This window comes from Pandoraea sp. SD6-2 (assembly GCF_000389825.1).
Taxonomy (GTDB): domain Bacteria; phylum Pseudomonadota; class Gammaproteobacteria; order Burkholderiales; family Burkholderiaceae; genus Pandoraea; species Pandoraea communis.
In genome coordinates, this window is the sequence record NZ_KB944423.1 from 199,021 (window position 1) to 215,589 (window position 16,569).

Genomic DNA, 16,569 nt, shown 5'->3' on the forward strand with positions numbered 1-16,569 from the left:
GTAGAATACGGCGGCATAGCAACCCACGACTCTAGACATCACGATGTTCACCGGAATTGTTCAAGGCACGGCCACGCTGTCATCCATCGAAGATCGCGACGGCATGCGCACCCTCGAGTTGGCGTTTCCCGAAGGCTTCTGCGAAGACCTGACACTCGGCGCCAGCGTCTCGGTCGATGGCGTCTGCCTGACGGTCACCCAACTGCTCTCGCCAACCGCCGCATCGTTCGACGTCATCCTCCAAAGCCTGAACGTCACCACGCTCGGCAGCTTCGGCACCGGCGCGCTGGTCAATGTCGAGCGCGCGGCAAAGGATGGTGCCGAAATCGGCGGCCATCCGCTTTCGGGTCACATCGACTTCTCGACGGAAATTCTCAGCGTACGCACGTCGGACACCAATCGCGTGTTGCGCATCGCCATTCCCGAAGCGTTCCGCAAGTACATCTTTGCAAAGGGCTACATCGCGATCAATGGCGCGAGCCTGACCGTCTCGGAAGTGAATCGGCAGGAAGGCTGGTTCGAAGTGTGGCTGATTCCTGAGACACGTCGGATGACAACGTTCGAAGACAAAGTCGCCGGCACGCGCATCAACATCGAGATCGAACGTAGCACGCAGGTGGTGGTCGACACGGTACGTGAAGCGGTTCAGGAAAGTCTTGGCCGTCTGCAACCGGTGCTCGAAGCCCTGCTCAAGGAAAAGGGGCTTTCGCTCGACGACTTCGTCAGTGCGCCGCAATTGCCCTCGGGCAATGCAAACGACAAACCGGCGCCCAAGGCCTGAGCCTGAACCTGCCGCCCGGCATCGAAGACACTGCGCCAACTTGCCAACGGCAGGTTTTACGAGTGCCTCAACACGCCCCGCCGAGGGGCTTCTCCCCGATGCGCCGGGTATAGCGGAACTGTTCGTCTCGCACCGACACAACGCGTCTCGATATGGCTCGCCGAAATGGGGGCCAGTTGGGTGGCCAGCGCGCCGCTGACGCACTGGCTATCGATTCCCCCCGGCCCTGGCTCGATAGCGCGATGCCATCGATGACGCCCCTATCCGTCTATGTTCCGGCGCGTAGTAAGGCGCGTGAGGATGTCGATGACTTACTCCGATAAAATTTCGCTTAACGAAAATAAATTATCGTGAAATAATAATTTTCATCTCAACAACGCGTTGCACCTCCCCATGGTCACGAACAAAACGCTACCGCCCGGCGCTTCCGCAGGCCTGCCGGAACATCTGCGGCGAATCGCGCGAATCCGTCGCCTGAGCAACGTGATGGCGTGGGCCTGCCTCACGGTTCCCGTGTTGCTTGTACTTGGCATGCTGCGCTATTGGACGGCGACATCCGCTGCAGACGTCTTTCGTCACGCAGGCCTGGGCATCGCGCCCCCCGCAACGCTTGACGCGCTGTCACGGGTCGGGGGATTTGCGATTTCGATGGTGCCGCTCGCCGCCTTGGTCTTTGGCCTCCTGGCCGCCCGTCAATGCTTCCGGTTGTTTGCGAACGATCAGGCGCTCACTGCCGCGGCCGTGCGTTCACTTCGGACATTTGCCGTGGCCATGGCGGTATCGGCCGCGCTGCAGCCTTTGGCAGGTGCGGCGCTCAGTGTGCTTCTTAGCGCATTGAGCCCCGAACGGACATGGAGCCTCGCCGTGAACGTGGGATCGGACACGCTGCTGCAATTGCTATTCTCCGGAATCGTCGCCGTGATCGCCTGGGTTCTCGTTGACGCGACCGAAATCGCGGACGAGCATCGACAGTTCGTCTGAGGGAAGGTTCATGCCAATACGAGTCACGCTGGGCGTGATGCTCGCCGAGCGCAACGTCAAGTCCAAGGAATTGGCAGAGTTCGTGGGGATCACGGAAGCCAACCTCTCCCTTCTCAAGCAGGGGAAGGTCAAGGGCATTCGCTTTGAAACGCTCGAGCGAATCTGCGTCTATCTTCAGTGCCAGCCCGGCGACTTGCTTCGCTACGAACCCGCCGTTCACACCGAAGACGGTGAAAACACCGACACATGATGCCCAACACAAATCCGCTGCGCCGTTCCGCACAGCGACATTCGTTCGCCATCGCCCTCATTGCGGTGTCTGGCTGGCTTGGTGGCTGCTCGTCGCAACAAATGCACGCCACAGGACAGGCGTGGCACAGAAGTCTTTGCAACGAACAGCCCGTCGATATGCGTAGTCGGTGTCAGGCCGACGCGAACAGAAACTACGACATGTACCGGCGCGACACCACACCCGCAAAGCCGGATTGACCCGTTATCGCTGTGCGGTGAGCTTCGCTTCGTATGGGAGAGCACGCCGTCAATTCATGAAGCGGGAGACTCGTCACGACGAGTCCCCCTGCTCCGGGGCGCCGAGTATGACGTCGATCGCTGCCTGGCCGGCGATTTCCGCGACCAGATAAGCCCATCGCCGCGAAAACGGTCCGTTGCGAACCTTGATGGGCGTACCAAGGGCCACGATGCCTGCCAGCTTGATCGGGCCATCCACGCGAAACCATACGTCGAACGTGTCCTGCGCGGCAGGCTTCAACGCTACGTAGATCTCAAAGCCACGGTACGCAATCGTTCTTTCCATCGTCACCTCCGGCATCGTCAAGGACACAGCCTGCGGAAAACAACAGCACAGCCGTCTCTCGAGCTGCAACGCTCGCAGTGATGGTACTCCTTCAGACACCGTCGCCCCCCAATGACAGGTTCGTGTTGTCGTCAACATGACTGCGACATCGCAGCAGAAGGCATTGCGCGGTGAGTCGGACAATCGCGGCCCGAAGGATAGTCGCCTACAATGCGGGCATAGTGTTTCGCCGTGATCCGCCTACCGGGCGAGACAAGGATAGTCCGCTAGAAACCGGCGTAACGAAGCCCCCACCCAACCCTCGCCAAATCAAGAGATACGATTTTTCATGCAACTTGCCACTTGGAACGTCAACTCGCTAAAGGTTCGTCTCGGCCACGTACAGGATTGGCTGCGCAGCAATCCGGTCGACGTTCTCTGTCTTCAGGAACTGAAGCTCACCGACGAGAATTTCCCGATCACGGAAATCGCCGCGCTCGGCTACACCTCGCACTTCACGGGGCAAAAGACGTATAACGGCGTCGCACTGCTGGTCAACCACACGAAAGTGGGCGAAGCCAAGGATCTCGTCAAGAATTTGCCGAACTTCGCCGACGAGCAGCAGCGGCTCATCACGGCAACGATCGGAGACGTGCGGGTGGTCTGCGGCTACTTCCCGAACGGACAGGCGGTCGGTTCGGACAAGTTCGCCTACAAGCTGAACTGGCTCGACGCCCTCACCCATTGGCTCTCCGATGAAATGGAGCAGCATCCGAAACTCGCGCTTCTCGGCGATTACAACATCGCGCCCGAAGACCGCGACGTGCACGATCCCGCGAAATGGGAAGGCCAGAATCTGGTGTCGCCGCAAGAACGTCAGGCGTTCGCGCGTCTGCAAGGGCTTGGCTTGCGCGACACGTTCCGCATGTTCGATCAACCGGAAAAGACATTCAGTTGGTGGGACTACCGCATGGGCGCCTTCCGCCGCAATGCCGGCCTGCGCATCGACCACATCCTCGTATCGTCCGCATTGGCAGAGCGTTGCACCGCCTGTGAAATCGACCGCGTTCCGCGCACATGGGAGCAGCCTTCGGATCACACCCCGGTCGTTGCCACGTTCAAGGACTGACGAACGCGCCTGTGCTCGTTTGCCCTCGGCAATGCAAAACGGCACCTGAGTCAGGTGCCGTTTTTTCGTCGGGCAAGGCCTTGACAGGTCACTTGGCAGGTTACTGGCCGGCGCGTGGGTCCGTCAGACGCGACTCATAGACGAAGCAGCGAATCGCCGCCTTGTTGCGCGTGTCCATTTGCATGAATTCCAGCCCGTAAGCCCAGGTGCCATCGACAAGCGGCCCCTCGACGCCGCGCACCGCCGCCATGCCAAGAATCGGGACGACGTCCGCACCGATCGGCACGCGGAACTGCAACGCGACATGATGGCAACCATCGGGTAACGGCGCCTTCGCCAGGATCCCCGCCCCATCGGCGCTGATGTCTCGCACCATCACCAGCCACTCGGGCGTGTCCTGCGGATCGGCCAGCATGCGGGTAAATGACGCCCGCGTCGTTTCGTCCAGTGGCGACAGTCGCGCGACCAGCCGCGTATCGACACGAGGCGTGCGACGCACCGGTGTCTCACGGACCTGAGACGGACGCGAGACCAACAAATAGTCGAACGGTCCATGATGGACGCTATGCACGTCGCAGGTGAATTCGTACAGGTTGTCGCCGGGGAACGTCCAGAGGGCGAGCCTATCGCCTGCGGTCACCGGCAAACGCATCTCCCCCGCCGTGGGCGGCGTGATGATCAACATGCCGTTGGGCGCCCGGCCGATCAGCCGTGCACGCACGCGCGTAGTCTGCGCTTCCGGCGCGACACGCACCTGTATCCACGCGCCGATGGGCAATGGCACAGGCAAACCGTGGAGATATACCGTCGACGCCCCCGCTCCCAGCGGCGATGCTGAGTTCGCCGCCTCCGTGCGGCCTGCCGCCTCGCCCGTGGTGGCCCCGTCGGGCAGCGGCCGGTGCGGCGCGAACATGGTGAAGAGCCAATCGAGATCGGCCTCGGACGGCAAACGCTCGCCCGCCGCCAGCAACGGCGTGCCGTCGGCATCGAACAAAGGCCACGAGAGTGGAACATGCGCATCAAGCTCGCGGCGGTTGACTGCCACGAACCCCGGATAGCCTGACGCAATACAAGTCGAGTGCATGGTGCCTGTCGGGTACGAAACCCTTGATAGTTTGGGAACAAGGCATTGGCCTTCCCCGCATTCCGGCACGCGGGGCCGCGTCTTGGGCGGCCCTCTTCGCGCTGGCATCCGCGGCCAACACCCAACAAATGTCGCCAACTACAGAAATGCCACGCATCCAGCCGGCTGGAAACGCCGCTCCCGACAAGGAGCAACGCATTGCGTGTACGTATTTTTACCACGAAAGCACGCCTGTTCTGACGACGGAATATCGGGCAAAAGGCCCGTCAATCTCCGCTTGGGTCGACGGATGAAGCACCCGCGGCCCCTCGCCGCACCATCATGGATTGACGAATCGTGCCGGCCCGAAGCGGCAGCCGAATGGCCCAGAACCAGGGAAGTGTGTGACGACATGCTTGCGCCAGCCCCGGCAGGTAACGTATTTCAGGACATGTCACCCAATCGGCCAACCGCTCCGCTAACGATTCCGCCGAACCCGCTTCGCTCGACAAGCACATGCGCAACGCGATCGCCTGAGGCAGATGACGCCATGCCGGGTCACCGTTCATTGTTTCGTTAAGCAGCGCCAGCGCGTAGTAGCGATACAGGCGAGGGGCATCTGCGGAAGTCGTCGTCCCCCGGAGCGCACTCGACTCGTCTTTGGCTGTCGACCAAGGCCGCTGCCATTGCGGCTGGGTCGCCAGCCAGCTCAGTCCGGCCACGAGGGAAATCAGCCGGACCCGGCGCGTCATCAATGGGCTCAGGGGTGTCTGCTCAACAGGCATCACGAGCGGGACATCGCGGAAAATGTCCTCGATATCGGCATGTCCGGCGGGCCGCAATTGCACATGACCGGGCGCGCGAGCCGAACTCACCAGTGCGTTCAGCCGGTCTGTCGCACTCAACAAGGCACGTGCCGCATCATCGGGAGTACCGATGTCGGTACCGGCAGTAGTAGCGTCGGTATGCGCGGTGTCCCACGTTCCATGACATGCGGCATTGGCACGGTGCGCGCCTTCCTTCCCACACCAACGTCCGATCAGCCTGACGAAGCCATCCAGACGACGTTCTACCGGCCAGAGTCCGGCGAGAAATCCGAACTCTCGCAGCAGTCCCGGGAGCTGTGCCATGGTGCCGGGCAGATAATCCTCGGGCGACTCGGCATCGCACACCACCACTCGCGTGCCAAGCCAATGCCAACCCGGCAGCGTATCGCGAACGAAAGGCGCGTCACTTTCCTTCGGCTCACCACCGTTATGCGAGCCAAGAAGTCTGGCCAGCAGATGCACCGGTAGTCGCGCCGCGACGTTGCCGTCCGCCCGAATCAACACGGCAAAACTCGCGTCGGACGCATTGATCCCGTCCGCAGAGAGGGCGATGGGCACCTGTGCCGGCAACGCATCGAACCATGCTTCACGCAACGCCTGAGTGCCCACCGGGCCGACACCACCCGCGCCCTCACCCGCCCAGTAGAGCGTCTGACACATTGCCCCGGCGAGTGACCAGGGCGCCTTCTGTGAGGCAGGCCCACAGCCTCCGTGCAGCGCCCGCATCAGCGACGGTGTGACCCATTCCGCTCGTCCACGCCATAGGGGGACGTCGGTCAAATCCTGAAGCGTTTGGTTCAACCATTGAGCACGCAGTTCGGAGAGTCCGTCATGCTCGCCAATGCCCCCCGTCTCGCCCAATGCAGCCAGCAAGCATCCGAGCCAGTCGCTGCGCCGCACATGTTCCGGCAGCCGATGCAAAGGCGGCGCCGCTTCGTGCCCCATGTTGAGCATGCCCGGCTTGCGGCCCAACGCGACCAGCAGTTGCATGAAGACATTCGCGCGCGCCGTCGGCTGATCGGGCGGAAGTGTCATCCACGACTGCACGACGTTATCCAGTTCCGGCGGTGTCAAGCTGCGCAGCCATGTCACGTCGAGACGAATTCGGGCGTCCTGCCACCGCGTACCGGCCAGATTGCAATCGGGCCCGATACGCAGACGTTTCAGACTCGCGCCGCAAAACCGGGCATTACGCAGATCGCAAGACGCAAAGAACGCGTCGTTGAGCTTCGCCCCGCGAGCGTCCCATTCGGTGAGCGTGCACTGGCGGAATTCGGCCCCGCGAAGATCGGCACCCAACGCCTGCGCTTTGCGCATCGCCATCGACATCCATTGCGAACGCTTTGCCTTAACCCCAACCAGTTTCATGCCGTGCGCGCTGCCACCGACGAAGCGGGCACCGTGCAATGTGGCTTGTTGGAAAGAAGCCTCGTCGAGACGCGCCTTCGTGAATGTCACTCCTGCACATTTGGCTTCACTCATGTCGGCACCACACATGACGGTGTGCAAGATCACGGCGCCACGAAGATCGGCGTTCACAAGCCTCGCATCGCTCAGATCCGCCGCCCGAAAATTCCCACCACGCAGATTTGCGCCTTCGAAATCCGCACCGATCTGCTTCGAGCAGGCGAACCCCGACTTGGGTAACGATGCCCCGCCCCACCAAGCACCATTGAAATGCCCGCCGCAAAACTGCGCGCCCGGCGCCATCACGCCGCGCAAATCGGCATTGGGCATCCACAGATCGGGAAGTCTGGCATTGCGCAGATTCGACAGTGTCAATGCAGTATTCAACACAGAGATCGGCCATTCGCGCATGGGCAGGCGCTCACATGCCAGCACGTCGTCCGAGGCCTCGTCGGCCGACGGCAGCCAATGCCATAGCGCAGCCGTTGGCGTCTGACAATGCTGCGTGCCGCACCATTTCACCAGATCGCGCGCCACCGCTGCGGCACGCTCGCCATCGAGCAGGTGCGAAAAGCGAGTGACCCATGCCTGTTTGAGCGCGCCCTTGTCAAACGGCAACGCCCCCGACGAGGCATCCGCCGTTGCCCCAAGCGTCTCAATGCTTGCGTATCGTCCCAGCGCGTCCGGCGAGGACGGGAGAATGTTCACCAGCCACGCGACTTGCTGCGCGATCGCACGCCGCTCATCTTCGTCGGCTCGCAGAATCGCACGGCGCAGCGCCTCGGGCGGTGCCGCACTGAGCGCTGCGATATCGGAAGACGATAATGAGCCGCGACTGACGGCACTGCCCTCGACATCGCGGACTGCCGCCGAGGTTTGTTCCCCGCCGGATATCTGGTTCTGAACCGACAACATGCGTCGCTCCTTGGCACACGCTTATGCGTATGCGCGAAAAAGCCACCATGTTGCCGAAGGAATTCAGTGTCGCGCGCTGAGGAATTTCCGATTTAGTGCGCGACCTCGTCGGGGGATGCCGTTGTCTCAGGCGAGACAGAGCGTCAGCGCGTCACGCCAGTCAGGCGCCCGAACGCCGAAGGTGCGTGCGAGCTTGTCGTTGTCGAGGATTGAGTAAGCGGGACGTTTGGCCGGCAGCGGATAGGCAGAAGTCGGAATCGCCACAACGTTAGGCCGCTTTTCCGGCGCGCTCAGATCGAGAATCGCTTCGGTGAATCCGTGCCAGGTCGTCTGCCCCGCGGCCGTCAAGTGATACAGACCGCCGTGCTCGCGCCAGAAATCCGCGTCGACACCGCGCTCGCCGAATCCCTGCACCAGAACCTGCGACGTCAGTTCGGCGATCGTCCGGCACCACGTTGGCGCACCATGTTGGTCAGCCACGATCCGTAACTCGTCGCGCTCACGGGCAAGGCGCTGGACGGTGAGCAGGAAATTCGCACCGCGCGCCCCATACACCCAGCTCGTGCGCAGCACCAGATGATTCGCGCCGCTCGCCGCAACGGCCGTTTCACCGGCAAGCTTGGTGCGGCCGTAGGCGTTCTGCGGATTGGTGGGTTCGTCCTCGCGATACGGCGTCGAGGACGTCCCGTCAAAAACGTAGTCGGTGGAGTAATGCACGACAAGTGCACCAAGACGCTTGGCCTCTTCGGCCATGATGCCCGGCACGACGGCGTTGACTTGATACGCCGCTGCCTCGTCCGTCTCGGCGCGGTCGACCGCCGTGTAGGCCGCCGGATTGACAATCAAGTCAGGCGCGAAGTCACGTAACGTACGCACCACGCTGTCGGTGTCGAGCAGGTCCATCTCGTTGCGCCCAGGGGCGTGCACGTCGCCCAAGCCTTGCAGGCTACGTGCCAGCTCCCAGCCCACCTGCCCGGTGGCACCGGTCAACAGGATGCGTCTTGCCATGGTCCGACTCCCTTGTCGTTATCCGTGAACCGGGGAGCCTAACCCGATTGGCTTCAGGTTTCCAGCCCCAACTCCTGAATCTTGCGCGTAATGGTGTTTCGGCCGATGCCGAGACGGCTCGCCGCTTCGACCTTGCGCCCGCGAGTGAAATCGAGTGCCTCGTTGATCAGGGCGGTCTCGAAACGGCGCGTCAGTTGATCCATCACGTCGGGCGATGCCGAACGAAGCAAACGGGCCACCTCACGGCGCAAGATCGGCTCCCAGCTCTCGGCCCCCGTCACGTCTGCCGACGCGCCACCAACGCCGGTCGCCGCAGGCACACCATTGACGCTCGAAGCCACACCGGAGGCCGCAGGCCCGGCGCCCACGCCACCGTACCCGGTTGCGGCACCCGCGGGTACCGACGCCGCCACAGCGGTGGTCGACGCGGCAGCATATGCCGGCACCCCCGCCGACGTGCCCGCGCCGGTCATCGATATCGGCGTCAGTGTCTGAAACTCCGGTGGCAGATCCTTGATCTCGACCGTCTGCGCCGGGGCCATGACAGTCAGCCAGTTGCTCAGATTTTCCAGTTGACGCACGTTGCCGGGGAACGGGAAGCGCGTCAGATGCGCCAATGCCGCTTCGCTGATGCGCTTCGTCTCCACCCCCAGGTCACGCGCGCTCTTCTGCAGGAAGTGACGTATCAGCAGCGGAATATCCTCGTTACGCTCGCGCAACGACGGCAAACGCAGGCGAATCACGTTCAGGCGGTGATACAGATCCTCCCGGAAGAGTCCCTGACGCACGCGATCTTCCAGATTCTGGTGCGTGGCCGCGATCACACGAACGTTCGCCTTGATCGGGCTATGCCCGCCGACACGGTAATAATTGCCGTCCGAGAGCACGCGCAACAGACGCGTTTGCAAATCCAGCGGCATATCGCCGATTTCATCGAGAAACAGCGTGCCGCTTTCGGCCTGCTCGAAGCGTCCGCGCCGCGTGGCTTGCGCGCCGGTGAAAGCCCCGCGCTCGTGGCCAAACAATTCCGATTCCAGCAAATCCTTCGGAATCGCCGCCGTATTGAGGGCAATGAACGGCCCCGACGCGCGCGGCGAATGCCGGTGCAGCGCACGCGCGACCAGTTCCTTGCCCGAACCGGATTCGCCTGTGATGAGCACCGTCGCGCTCGAATGCGATAGACGTCCGATGGCGCGAAACACGTCCTGCATCGCACTGGCCTGCCCGAGGATTTCGGGCTCTTCCGTGATGCGCTCGTCGTCCGTCGCTTCGCGCAAGCTCTCTTCGACCGCGCGCAGAATCAGTTCGACGGCCCGATCCACGTCGAACGGCTTGGCCAGATACTCGAACGCGCCGCCCTGAAAGGCCGCAACCGCACTGTCGAGATCCGAGAACGCGGTCATGATGATGACCGGCAGTCCGGGATGCCGTTGCTTGGCCATTTGCAGCAGTTCGAGCCCGGAGCCGCCCGCCATGCGGATGTCCGAGACCAGCACCTGTGGCGAGTCGTGTTCGAGCGCCGCACTGGCTTCGCGCGGGCCGGTAAAACTGCGCACCGGCAGGTTGGCGCGCGAGAGCGCCTTTTCCAGGACCCATCGAATCGATTGATCGTCGTCTACTATCCAGATCGGCTTCATTGTTCACCGTATAACGTCTATGCCCGGCCGCAGGTGCTACGGCCAACGGCGTGAGGGCAATATCAGCCCAGGGGCAGCAGGATTCGGAAATCCGTTCGTCCGGGCCGGCTTTCGCATTCGATCAGACCATCGTGGCGCTGCACGAACGATTGCGCCAACGTCAGTCCCAGACCACTTCCCCCCTCTCGCCCGGAAACGAGCGGATAGAAGATGCGATCACGAATGTCGGCGGGAATGCCGGGCCCGTTGTCGATCACATGCAATTCCAATGCCAGCTTGTGCAATCGCTTGGCGATCGTGATCTTTCGCGCCACGCGCGTGCGCAATTCGATACGTGCGTCGCCTCGGGCGATTTGCTCGCGTAACGCTTCGGCACCATTGCGCACGATGTTGAGCAGCGCCTGAATGAGCTGCTCCTTGTCGCCGCGAAAATCCGGCAGGCTCACGTCGTAGTCGCGCTCGATCGACAAGCCCTGCGGAAACTCGGCAAGCACCACGGAACGCACACGCTCACACACTTCGTGGATGTTCACGTCCGTGGCGATATAGGGGTGACGATGCGGCTCGAGCAGGCGGTCGACCAGCGTTTGAAGTCTGTCGGACTCCTTGATGATGACCTGCGTGTACTCGCGCAACTCTCGCTGATCCAGCTCGAACTCCAGCAACTGCGCCGCGCCACGAATCCCGCCCAGCGGGTTCTTGATCTCGTGCGCCAGATTGCGGATGAGCTGCTTGTTCATCAACGCCTGGTCGATGATGCGTTCTTCTCGCTCGTTCTTGATCTTCTGCTCGTTCTCGATCAGCTCGACGATCACGAAGTCAGGCGCCGACTCGGGCGCAGCCACGATCACGTGCGTATGCAACGGTTCCTGCGCGGTGCGTTCAAGCACCAGATCGAGGCGTGTCGCCTGAAAGTGGTTGGCGATCAGGTCGGCCATCGTCGAGGTCAGCACCTCGCCGTTTGCGAAAACGTCGTTCCACGTCATCTGCGACAGCGAACGGCGCGAGAGCGCAAGCAGCGCCTCTGCGGCCGGGTTGGCGAACACGACGCGCATCGTGTGCTTCTCGAGCACCAGCAATACGGTCGGCAACGCTTCGAGACCGGGCAGGATACCGGTCGCCGCGAGCTTCGCCTCCCAGGGCTCAATACTCGTGTGCAGCGCCGACATGTGACCGGACAACCCGGTGGCGTCAGCCGTCACTTCGGTGGCATGGGTGTCTTCATCGGCAGCGGCATGCGAAGCACGCTTCGTCTGCCCTTTCGCACCAGCACGGACACTTTTCATCAAGGATCGAGGCGATAGGTTCATGGATGGCTACGAGGTGAATACGCGCTGCGGATAAAAAAGGGGGACGGCCGCGGCCATCCCCCTTGCTTGTCGAGCATGACGGTCGGCCGCTGGCGTTCCGTCATGCCGGCGCATTCCCTGCGCAGCGATTCGATTACAGCGAGTAATACAGTTCGAACTCGAGCGGGTGCGTGGTCATTGCCACACGACGTGCTTCTTCAGTCTTGAGCGCGATGTACGAATCGAGCATGCCGTCCGTGAACACGCCACCACGGGTCAGGAACTCGCGGTCTTCGTTCAGGTATTCCAGCGCCTGTTCGAGGCTCGAGCACACGGTCGGGATCTTTGCATCCTCTTCCGGCGGCAGGTCGTACAGGTTCTTGTCTGCAGCTTCGCCCGGGTGGATCTTGTTCTGCACGCCATCCAGACCGGCCATGAGCATGGCCGAGAAGGCCAGGTACGGGTTGGCCATCGGGTCCGGGAAGCGCGCTTCGATGCGGCGGCCCTTCGGGTTGGCAACGTACGGAATACGGATCGAGGCCGAACGGTTACGCGCCGAGTAGGCCAGCTTTACCGGGGCTTCAAAGTGCGGCACGAGACGCTTGTACGAGTTCGTCGACGGGTTCGTAATGGCGTTCAGCGCGCGAGCATGCTTGATGATGCCGCCGATGTAGTACAGCGCGAATTCCGACAGACCGCCGTAGCCGTTACCGGCAAACAGGTTCTGACCATCCTTCCAGACCGACTGGTGGATGTGCATGCCCGAACCGTTGTCGCCCACGATCGGCTTCGGCATGAACGTGGCCGTCTTGCCGTAGCTGTGTGCCACGTTGTGCACGACGTACTTCAGGATCTGCGTCCAGTCGGCGCGCTGAACCAGCGTCGAGAACTTGGTGCCGATTTCGTTCTGGCCCTGACCGGCGACTTCGTGGTGGTGCACTTCAACCGGCACGCCCAGTTGTTCGAGCAACAGACACATTTCCGAGCGCATGTCCTGGAACGTGTCGACCGGTGCGACCGGGAAGTAGCCGCCCTTCGTGCCCGGACGATGGCCCGTGTTGCCACCTTCGAAGTCCTTCGACGACGACCACGGGGCTTCTTCCGAACTCACGCGGACGAACGTGCCCGACATGTCCGTGCTCCACTGGACCGAGTCGAAAATGAAGAATTCCGGCTCCGGACCGAAGAAGGCCGTGTCGCCCAGGCCCGTGCTCTTCAGGTAGGCTTCAGCGCGCTTGGCGATGGAACGCGGATCGCGGTCGTAACCCTTGCCATCGGCCGGCTCGATCACGTCGCAGGTCAGCACCAGCGTGCTTTCTTCATAGAACGGGTCGATATAGGCAGTGTTGGGGTCCGGCACCAGCAGCATGTCCGAGGCTTCGATGCCCTTCCAGCCGGCGATCGACGAACCGTCGAAAGCGTGACCGCTCTCGAACTTGTCGGCGTCGAAGTGCGACACCGGCACCGAGACGTGTTGCTCTTTGCCGCGCGTATCGGTAAAGCGGAAGTCGACGAACTTGACGTCTTCTTCCTTGACCAGGTTAATCACATCTGCCACAGATTTGCTCATGCTATCTCCCGAAAGATTCAATCTGGCGCTGCTGGCGCTTATCGCCCGCGTCGCCGCACCCTCTTAACGAACTCCGTGTTCGGATTCGCCTGAGTAAAGCAGGAAGCGTGCCAAGATCTGGCCAACTCGCCTTACCCCACCCTCTCCCTCTGATTTCTAAGGAAATAATCGATTCTGGTGCGTCCAGCCCCGAATTCCCGCTCACGGACTTAAATTCTCCATTTCGGTGCAAGCCACATCAAAATAGACCCATAGTGGTGCATTTATCGATTATGCACCTTTAAGGTGCCATCGGACGAATGTCGCGAACCGGAATTGTGCATCGCAATGCACCGTCCTAATGCACCGCCAAATATCGCGCGTTTAACGCGTATGCGCCGAACATCCTACGCCGCGCCGATTTCCAATGTCGCCAAAAGCGCATCTCGCGCGAAGTGCACGCTAGAATGAAGGACAACCATCGACTAGCGAGATCACAGCAATATGACAAGCGCCAAAGCCATTCTCGATCAAGCCACCCAACGCCGCGCCAGCGGCCAGCTCGCTTATGCGGGCGCCGTGACCCCGGAAGAAGCGTTGGCGCTGCTCAACGCCGATGCCAACGTTCGTCTGATCGACGTGCGCACGCGCGCCGAACTCGATTGGGTCGGCCGCCCGCAAGTGCCCGACGGTCAGTACGCCAACGTCGAATGGGTGCGTTACCCCGGCGGGGTGCCCAATGAGCACTTCCTCGAACAACTCGCCTCGCAAACGCCTGACAAGAACACGCCGCTGCTGTTCCTGTGCCGTAGCGCCGCCCGCTCTAAAGCGGCGGCCAAAGTTGCCTTCGAAGCAGGTTACGCCCAGTCGTTCGACATTCTCGAAGGCTTCGAAGGTGATAAGGATAGCGAAGGCCATCGCAAGCATGTGAGCGGCTGGTGCTTCCGCGGCCTTCCCTGGCTCGGCGCATGAGCCGCCTTTTCAGATCACGCTGATCGTCATCAACGCGAGGAGACGCCGAGATGGAATGGACACATTTGCTGACTTTCGCCCTCGCGCTGTTCGTTGGCGCGGGCACACCAGGCCCGGGCATTGCAGCGATCGTCGCGCGCGTCCTCGGACGCGGCATGCAGGGCGCGATCGCGTTCTCGGCAGGCGTGGCGATCGGAGACGTCGTCTGGCTCACCCTGGCAGTGCTCGGCGTAGCCGCGCTGGCGCATACGTTCTCGGGTGTCTTCCTCGCGATCAAATATGCGGGCGCCGCTTACCTCCTCTATCTCGCATGGAAGATGTGGCACGCCCCGGCCATCGCCCCCACAGAGCCGATGGCCACTGCACCACGTGAGAAATCGTGGCGGCTCTTTCTGGGAGGCCTGTCCGTCACGATGGGCAACCCGAAGGTCGTGGTGTTCTACTTCGCCCTGCTGCCCAACCTGCTTGATCTCCAGAAGGTGACGGCGCTCGGCTATATCGAAGTCGTGGGTGTCACGCTGACCGTGCTCGCGATTGTGTTCGGCAGCTACATCGTGCTCGCCGCCCGCGCCCGTCGGCTGCTCAGTTCGGCTCACGCCGTGCGACGCCTGAATCGCGCGACCGGCACGGTCATGGCCGGCGCCGCAGTCGCCATCGCTACACGCTGAACGCGACGCCGACTCCGACGCCGACGCCGACGCCGACGCCGACGCCGACGCCGACGCCACCGGCAGCATCGCAAACGCCACCTCACGGGTGGCGTTTTTTCTGGGAGAGCGCATTGTTGCGAATCCCGTAAGTATCTATTCGCTTGATTGCCGTTTTTCCGCAATAGCCAGACGCTTAGACTTTCTTCAACGGTTGCACACAACGCTCACCTTAGCGATGCGTATCCAGAAGGTACTCAATTCGCATGGGTGGCACAACCGTTCTCTCCCCCGACACGGGTCGGCGCTCGCCACTGATAGTTGCGTGGCGCGTCGGCCCACATTGCCCCTCGTCGTGTTGCCGTACCCCGGCAGCATGACGTGACGCACACAGGCGGGACGGCATCGCCTGCCTGTGTTGCGTCACCTCGTATTGTCCCGCCGACAGGCGCGCGCCCACGCCATACCGGGCAGCAAACCGTCATACCCCTGCGGACCAGTTCACTTCCCCTCTGGCCGGGCGGGCACCGACGGTTTCCCTCGGGCGCATCTCCTGTCGCCATGCGTACCCCGTTATCGCATGGGACCTTCGCCCGTTCCCCGCCCAGGGAGCGGGCTTTTTTTCCTGTGCCGCGCAAGCTGCGTGCTACCATGCAGCCGTTTCAATTTGCATAGACAGGATCATCCGGTGAGTCAGATCGAATTCGATATCGAATGGACCGAGCGCGCGGCGAAGAAGGCCGAAAAGCTCGTCCCCAAAGGCACCCCTCTGGCGTTGCCGCCGATCGAATGCATGCCGGCCGAAGGCGACGTGCTGTTCCTCGGTCAGGGCGACAAGAAGCAACCGTTCATCGTGGTGGAGCGTCAGTACCATCACGAAGGCGAAGACGCATGGACGATCGTCCTGATTCTCGATCTACCCGAATAACGTTGATGTCCATACGCGGCGTTCGAGTCGACTGAATCGGACAGATCGCAGAGCAACAACGCACGGCGCGGCCACTGGGGAAATCCCGGTTGTCGCGCCGCTTTGCTTGGAAAGGGCAGCTTTCTATACTGGAATCGCGTCTTAACTCATGCGATAACGGCGGAGAGATCGATCATGATCATGCCCCACCTTTCCAACGCCCAACTCATCAGCATGTTTGCGATCGCAGTCTTCGGCGCGATCGTCGTGGGCGCGATGCCCTGCAAGGGCACCATTCGAATGTGCTGGCGCTCGCTGCTCGTGGTCGTCGGCGCCGTGCTCGCGGTACTGGCGTTCGAGCTGGTTCCGCTTCTCGCCTGAGACCTTTTTTGCGGATTTTCACCATTTAGGGTTGACCCCCTGCGGAAGAATCGATATTATCTCGGTCTCGTTGGGGCGTTAGCTCAGTTGGTAGAGCAGCGGACTCTTAATCCGTAGGTCGAGTGTTCGAGTCACTCACGCCCCACCAAACGAATTCTGAAAAAAGGCTGCTTTGCCGTGCAGCCTTTTTTATTCCCGGTTGCATCGGGGCGTTAGCTCAGTTGGTAGAGCAGCGGACTCTTAATCCGTAGGTCGAGTGTTCGAGTCACTCACGCCCCACCAA

The 16,569-nt window shown here is 61.7% G+C and carries 15 protein-coding genes and 2 tRNA genes; 10 read left to right on the forward strand and 7 right to left on the reverse strand.

Annotated features, from left to right (window positions below; genetic code table 11):
- The first annotated feature begins 43 nt into the window (after positions 1–43).
- From C266_RS00910 to C266_RS00920, 3 genes are all read left to right on the forward strand, one after another.
- Complete coding sequence (locus C266_RS00910) at positions 44–781, forward strand: riboflavin synthase (protein ID WP_010804614.1); 738 nt, start codon at positions 44–46, stop codon at positions 779–781.
- A gap of 531 nt (positions 782–1,312) precedes the next feature.
- Positions 1,313–1,762, forward strand: a complete 450-nt coding sequence (locus C266_RS00915; RefSeq protein ID WP_168162849.1) for a DUF2975 domain-containing protein — start codon at positions 1,313–1,315, stop codon at positions 1,760–1,762.
- Positions 1,763–1,772: 10 nt separating this feature from the next.
- Positions 1,773–2,012: a helix-turn-helix transcriptional regulator gene (locus tag C266_RS00920; RefSeq protein WP_036660894.1), complete on the forward strand. Its 240-nt coding sequence runs from the start codon at positions 1,773–1,775 to the stop codon at positions 2,010–2,012.
- Between the two features lie 312 nt (positions 2,013–2,324).
- On the opposite strand, the gene C266_RS00925 is transcribed toward C266_RS00920, so the two are convergent.
- Positions 2,325–2,576, reverse strand: a complete 252-nt coding sequence (locus tag C266_RS00925; RefSeq protein WP_010804610.1) for a hypothetical protein — start codon at positions 2,574–2,576, stop codon at positions 2,325–2,327.
- A 328-nt stretch (positions 2,577–2,904) separates the two neighbouring features.
- Between C266_RS00925 and xth the strand changes: the two genes are divergently transcribed.
- Positions 2,905–3,684 (forward strand): exodeoxyribonuclease III, encoded by a 780-nt coding sequence (xth, locus tag C266_RS00930; protein WP_010804609.1) that lies wholly within the window; start codon positions 2,905–2,907, stop codon positions 3,682–3,684.
- Between the two features lie 100 nt (positions 3,685–3,784).
- On the opposite strand, the gene C266_RS00935 is transcribed toward xth, so the two are convergent.
- From C266_RS00935 to glnA, 6 genes are all read right to left on the reverse strand, one after another.
- Positions 3,785–4,768, reverse strand: a complete 984-nt coding sequence (locus C266_RS00935; RefSeq protein WP_010804608.1) for a flagellar brake protein — start codon at positions 4,766–4,768, stop codon at positions 3,785–3,787.
- 266 nt (positions 4,769–5,034) lie between these two features.
- Positions 5,035–7,896, reverse strand: a complete 2,862-nt coding sequence (locus C266_RS00940) for a pentapeptide repeat-containing protein (RefSeq protein WP_010804607.1) — start codon at positions 7,894–7,896, stop codon at positions 5,035–5,037.
- 126 nt (positions 7,897–8,022) lie between these two features.
- Positions 8,023–8,904: a dTDP-4-dehydrorhamnose reductase gene (gene rfbD / locus C266_RS00945; protein ID WP_010804606.1), complete on the reverse strand. Its 882-nt coding sequence runs from the start codon at positions 8,902–8,904 to the stop codon at positions 8,023–8,025.
- Between the two features lie 53 nt (positions 8,905–8,957).
- Entirely contained in the window at positions 8,958–10,541 is a 1,584-nt protein-coding gene (gene ntrC, locus C266_RS00950; protein ID WP_010804605.1) for a nitrogen regulation protein NR(I), read from the reverse strand.
- A gap of 62 nt (positions 10,542–10,603) precedes the next feature.
- Complete coding sequence (gene glnL / locus C266_RS00955; protein WP_036661067.1) at positions 10,604–11,710, reverse strand: nitrogen regulation protein NR(II); 1,107 nt, start codon at positions 11,708–11,710, stop codon at positions 10,604–10,606.
- 274 nt (positions 11,711–11,984) lie between these two features.
- The gene (glnA, locus tag C266_RS00960) at positions 11,985–13,400 is read right to left on the reverse strand and encodes a type I glutamate--ammonia ligase (protein ID WP_010804603.1); all 1,416 of its coding nucleotides are present in this window, start codon (positions 13,398–13,400) and stop codon (positions 11,985–11,987) included.
- A 483-nt stretch (positions 13,401–13,883) separates the two neighbouring features.
- On the opposite strand from glnA, the gene C266_RS00965 reads away from it, so the two are divergent.
- From C266_RS00965 to C266_RS00990, 6 genes are all read left to right on the forward strand, one after another.
- Complete coding sequence (locus C266_RS00965; protein ID WP_010804602.1) at positions 13,884–14,351, forward strand: rhodanese-like domain-containing protein; 468 nt, start codon at positions 13,884–13,886, stop codon at positions 14,349–14,351.
- A gap of 50 nt (positions 14,352–14,401) precedes the next feature.
- A complete protein-coding gene (locus C266_RS00970; RefSeq protein WP_010804601.1) occupies positions 14,402–15,019 on the forward strand; it encodes a LysE family translocator in 618 nt (205 codons plus the stop codon).
- Positions 15,020–15,686: 667 nt separating this feature from the next.
- Complete coding sequence (locus C266_RS00975; RefSeq protein ID WP_010804600.1) at positions 15,687–15,926, forward strand: hypothetical protein; 240 nt, start codon at positions 15,687–15,689, stop codon at positions 15,924–15,926.
- A 174-nt stretch (positions 15,927–16,100) separates the two neighbouring features.
- Positions 16,101–16,286: a hypothetical protein gene (locus tag C266_RS00980; protein ID WP_010804599.1), complete on the forward strand. Its 186-nt coding sequence runs from the start codon at positions 16,101–16,103 to the stop codon at positions 16,284–16,286.
- A 72-nt stretch (positions 16,287–16,358) separates the two neighbouring features.
- Positions 16,359–16,434 (forward strand) — tRNA-Lys (locus C266_RS00985).
- 58 nt (positions 16,435–16,492) lie between these two features.
- Positions 16,493–16,568: transfer RNA gene (locus C266_RS00990), tRNA-Lys, on the forward strand.
- Position 16,569: the final 1 nt, after the last annotated feature.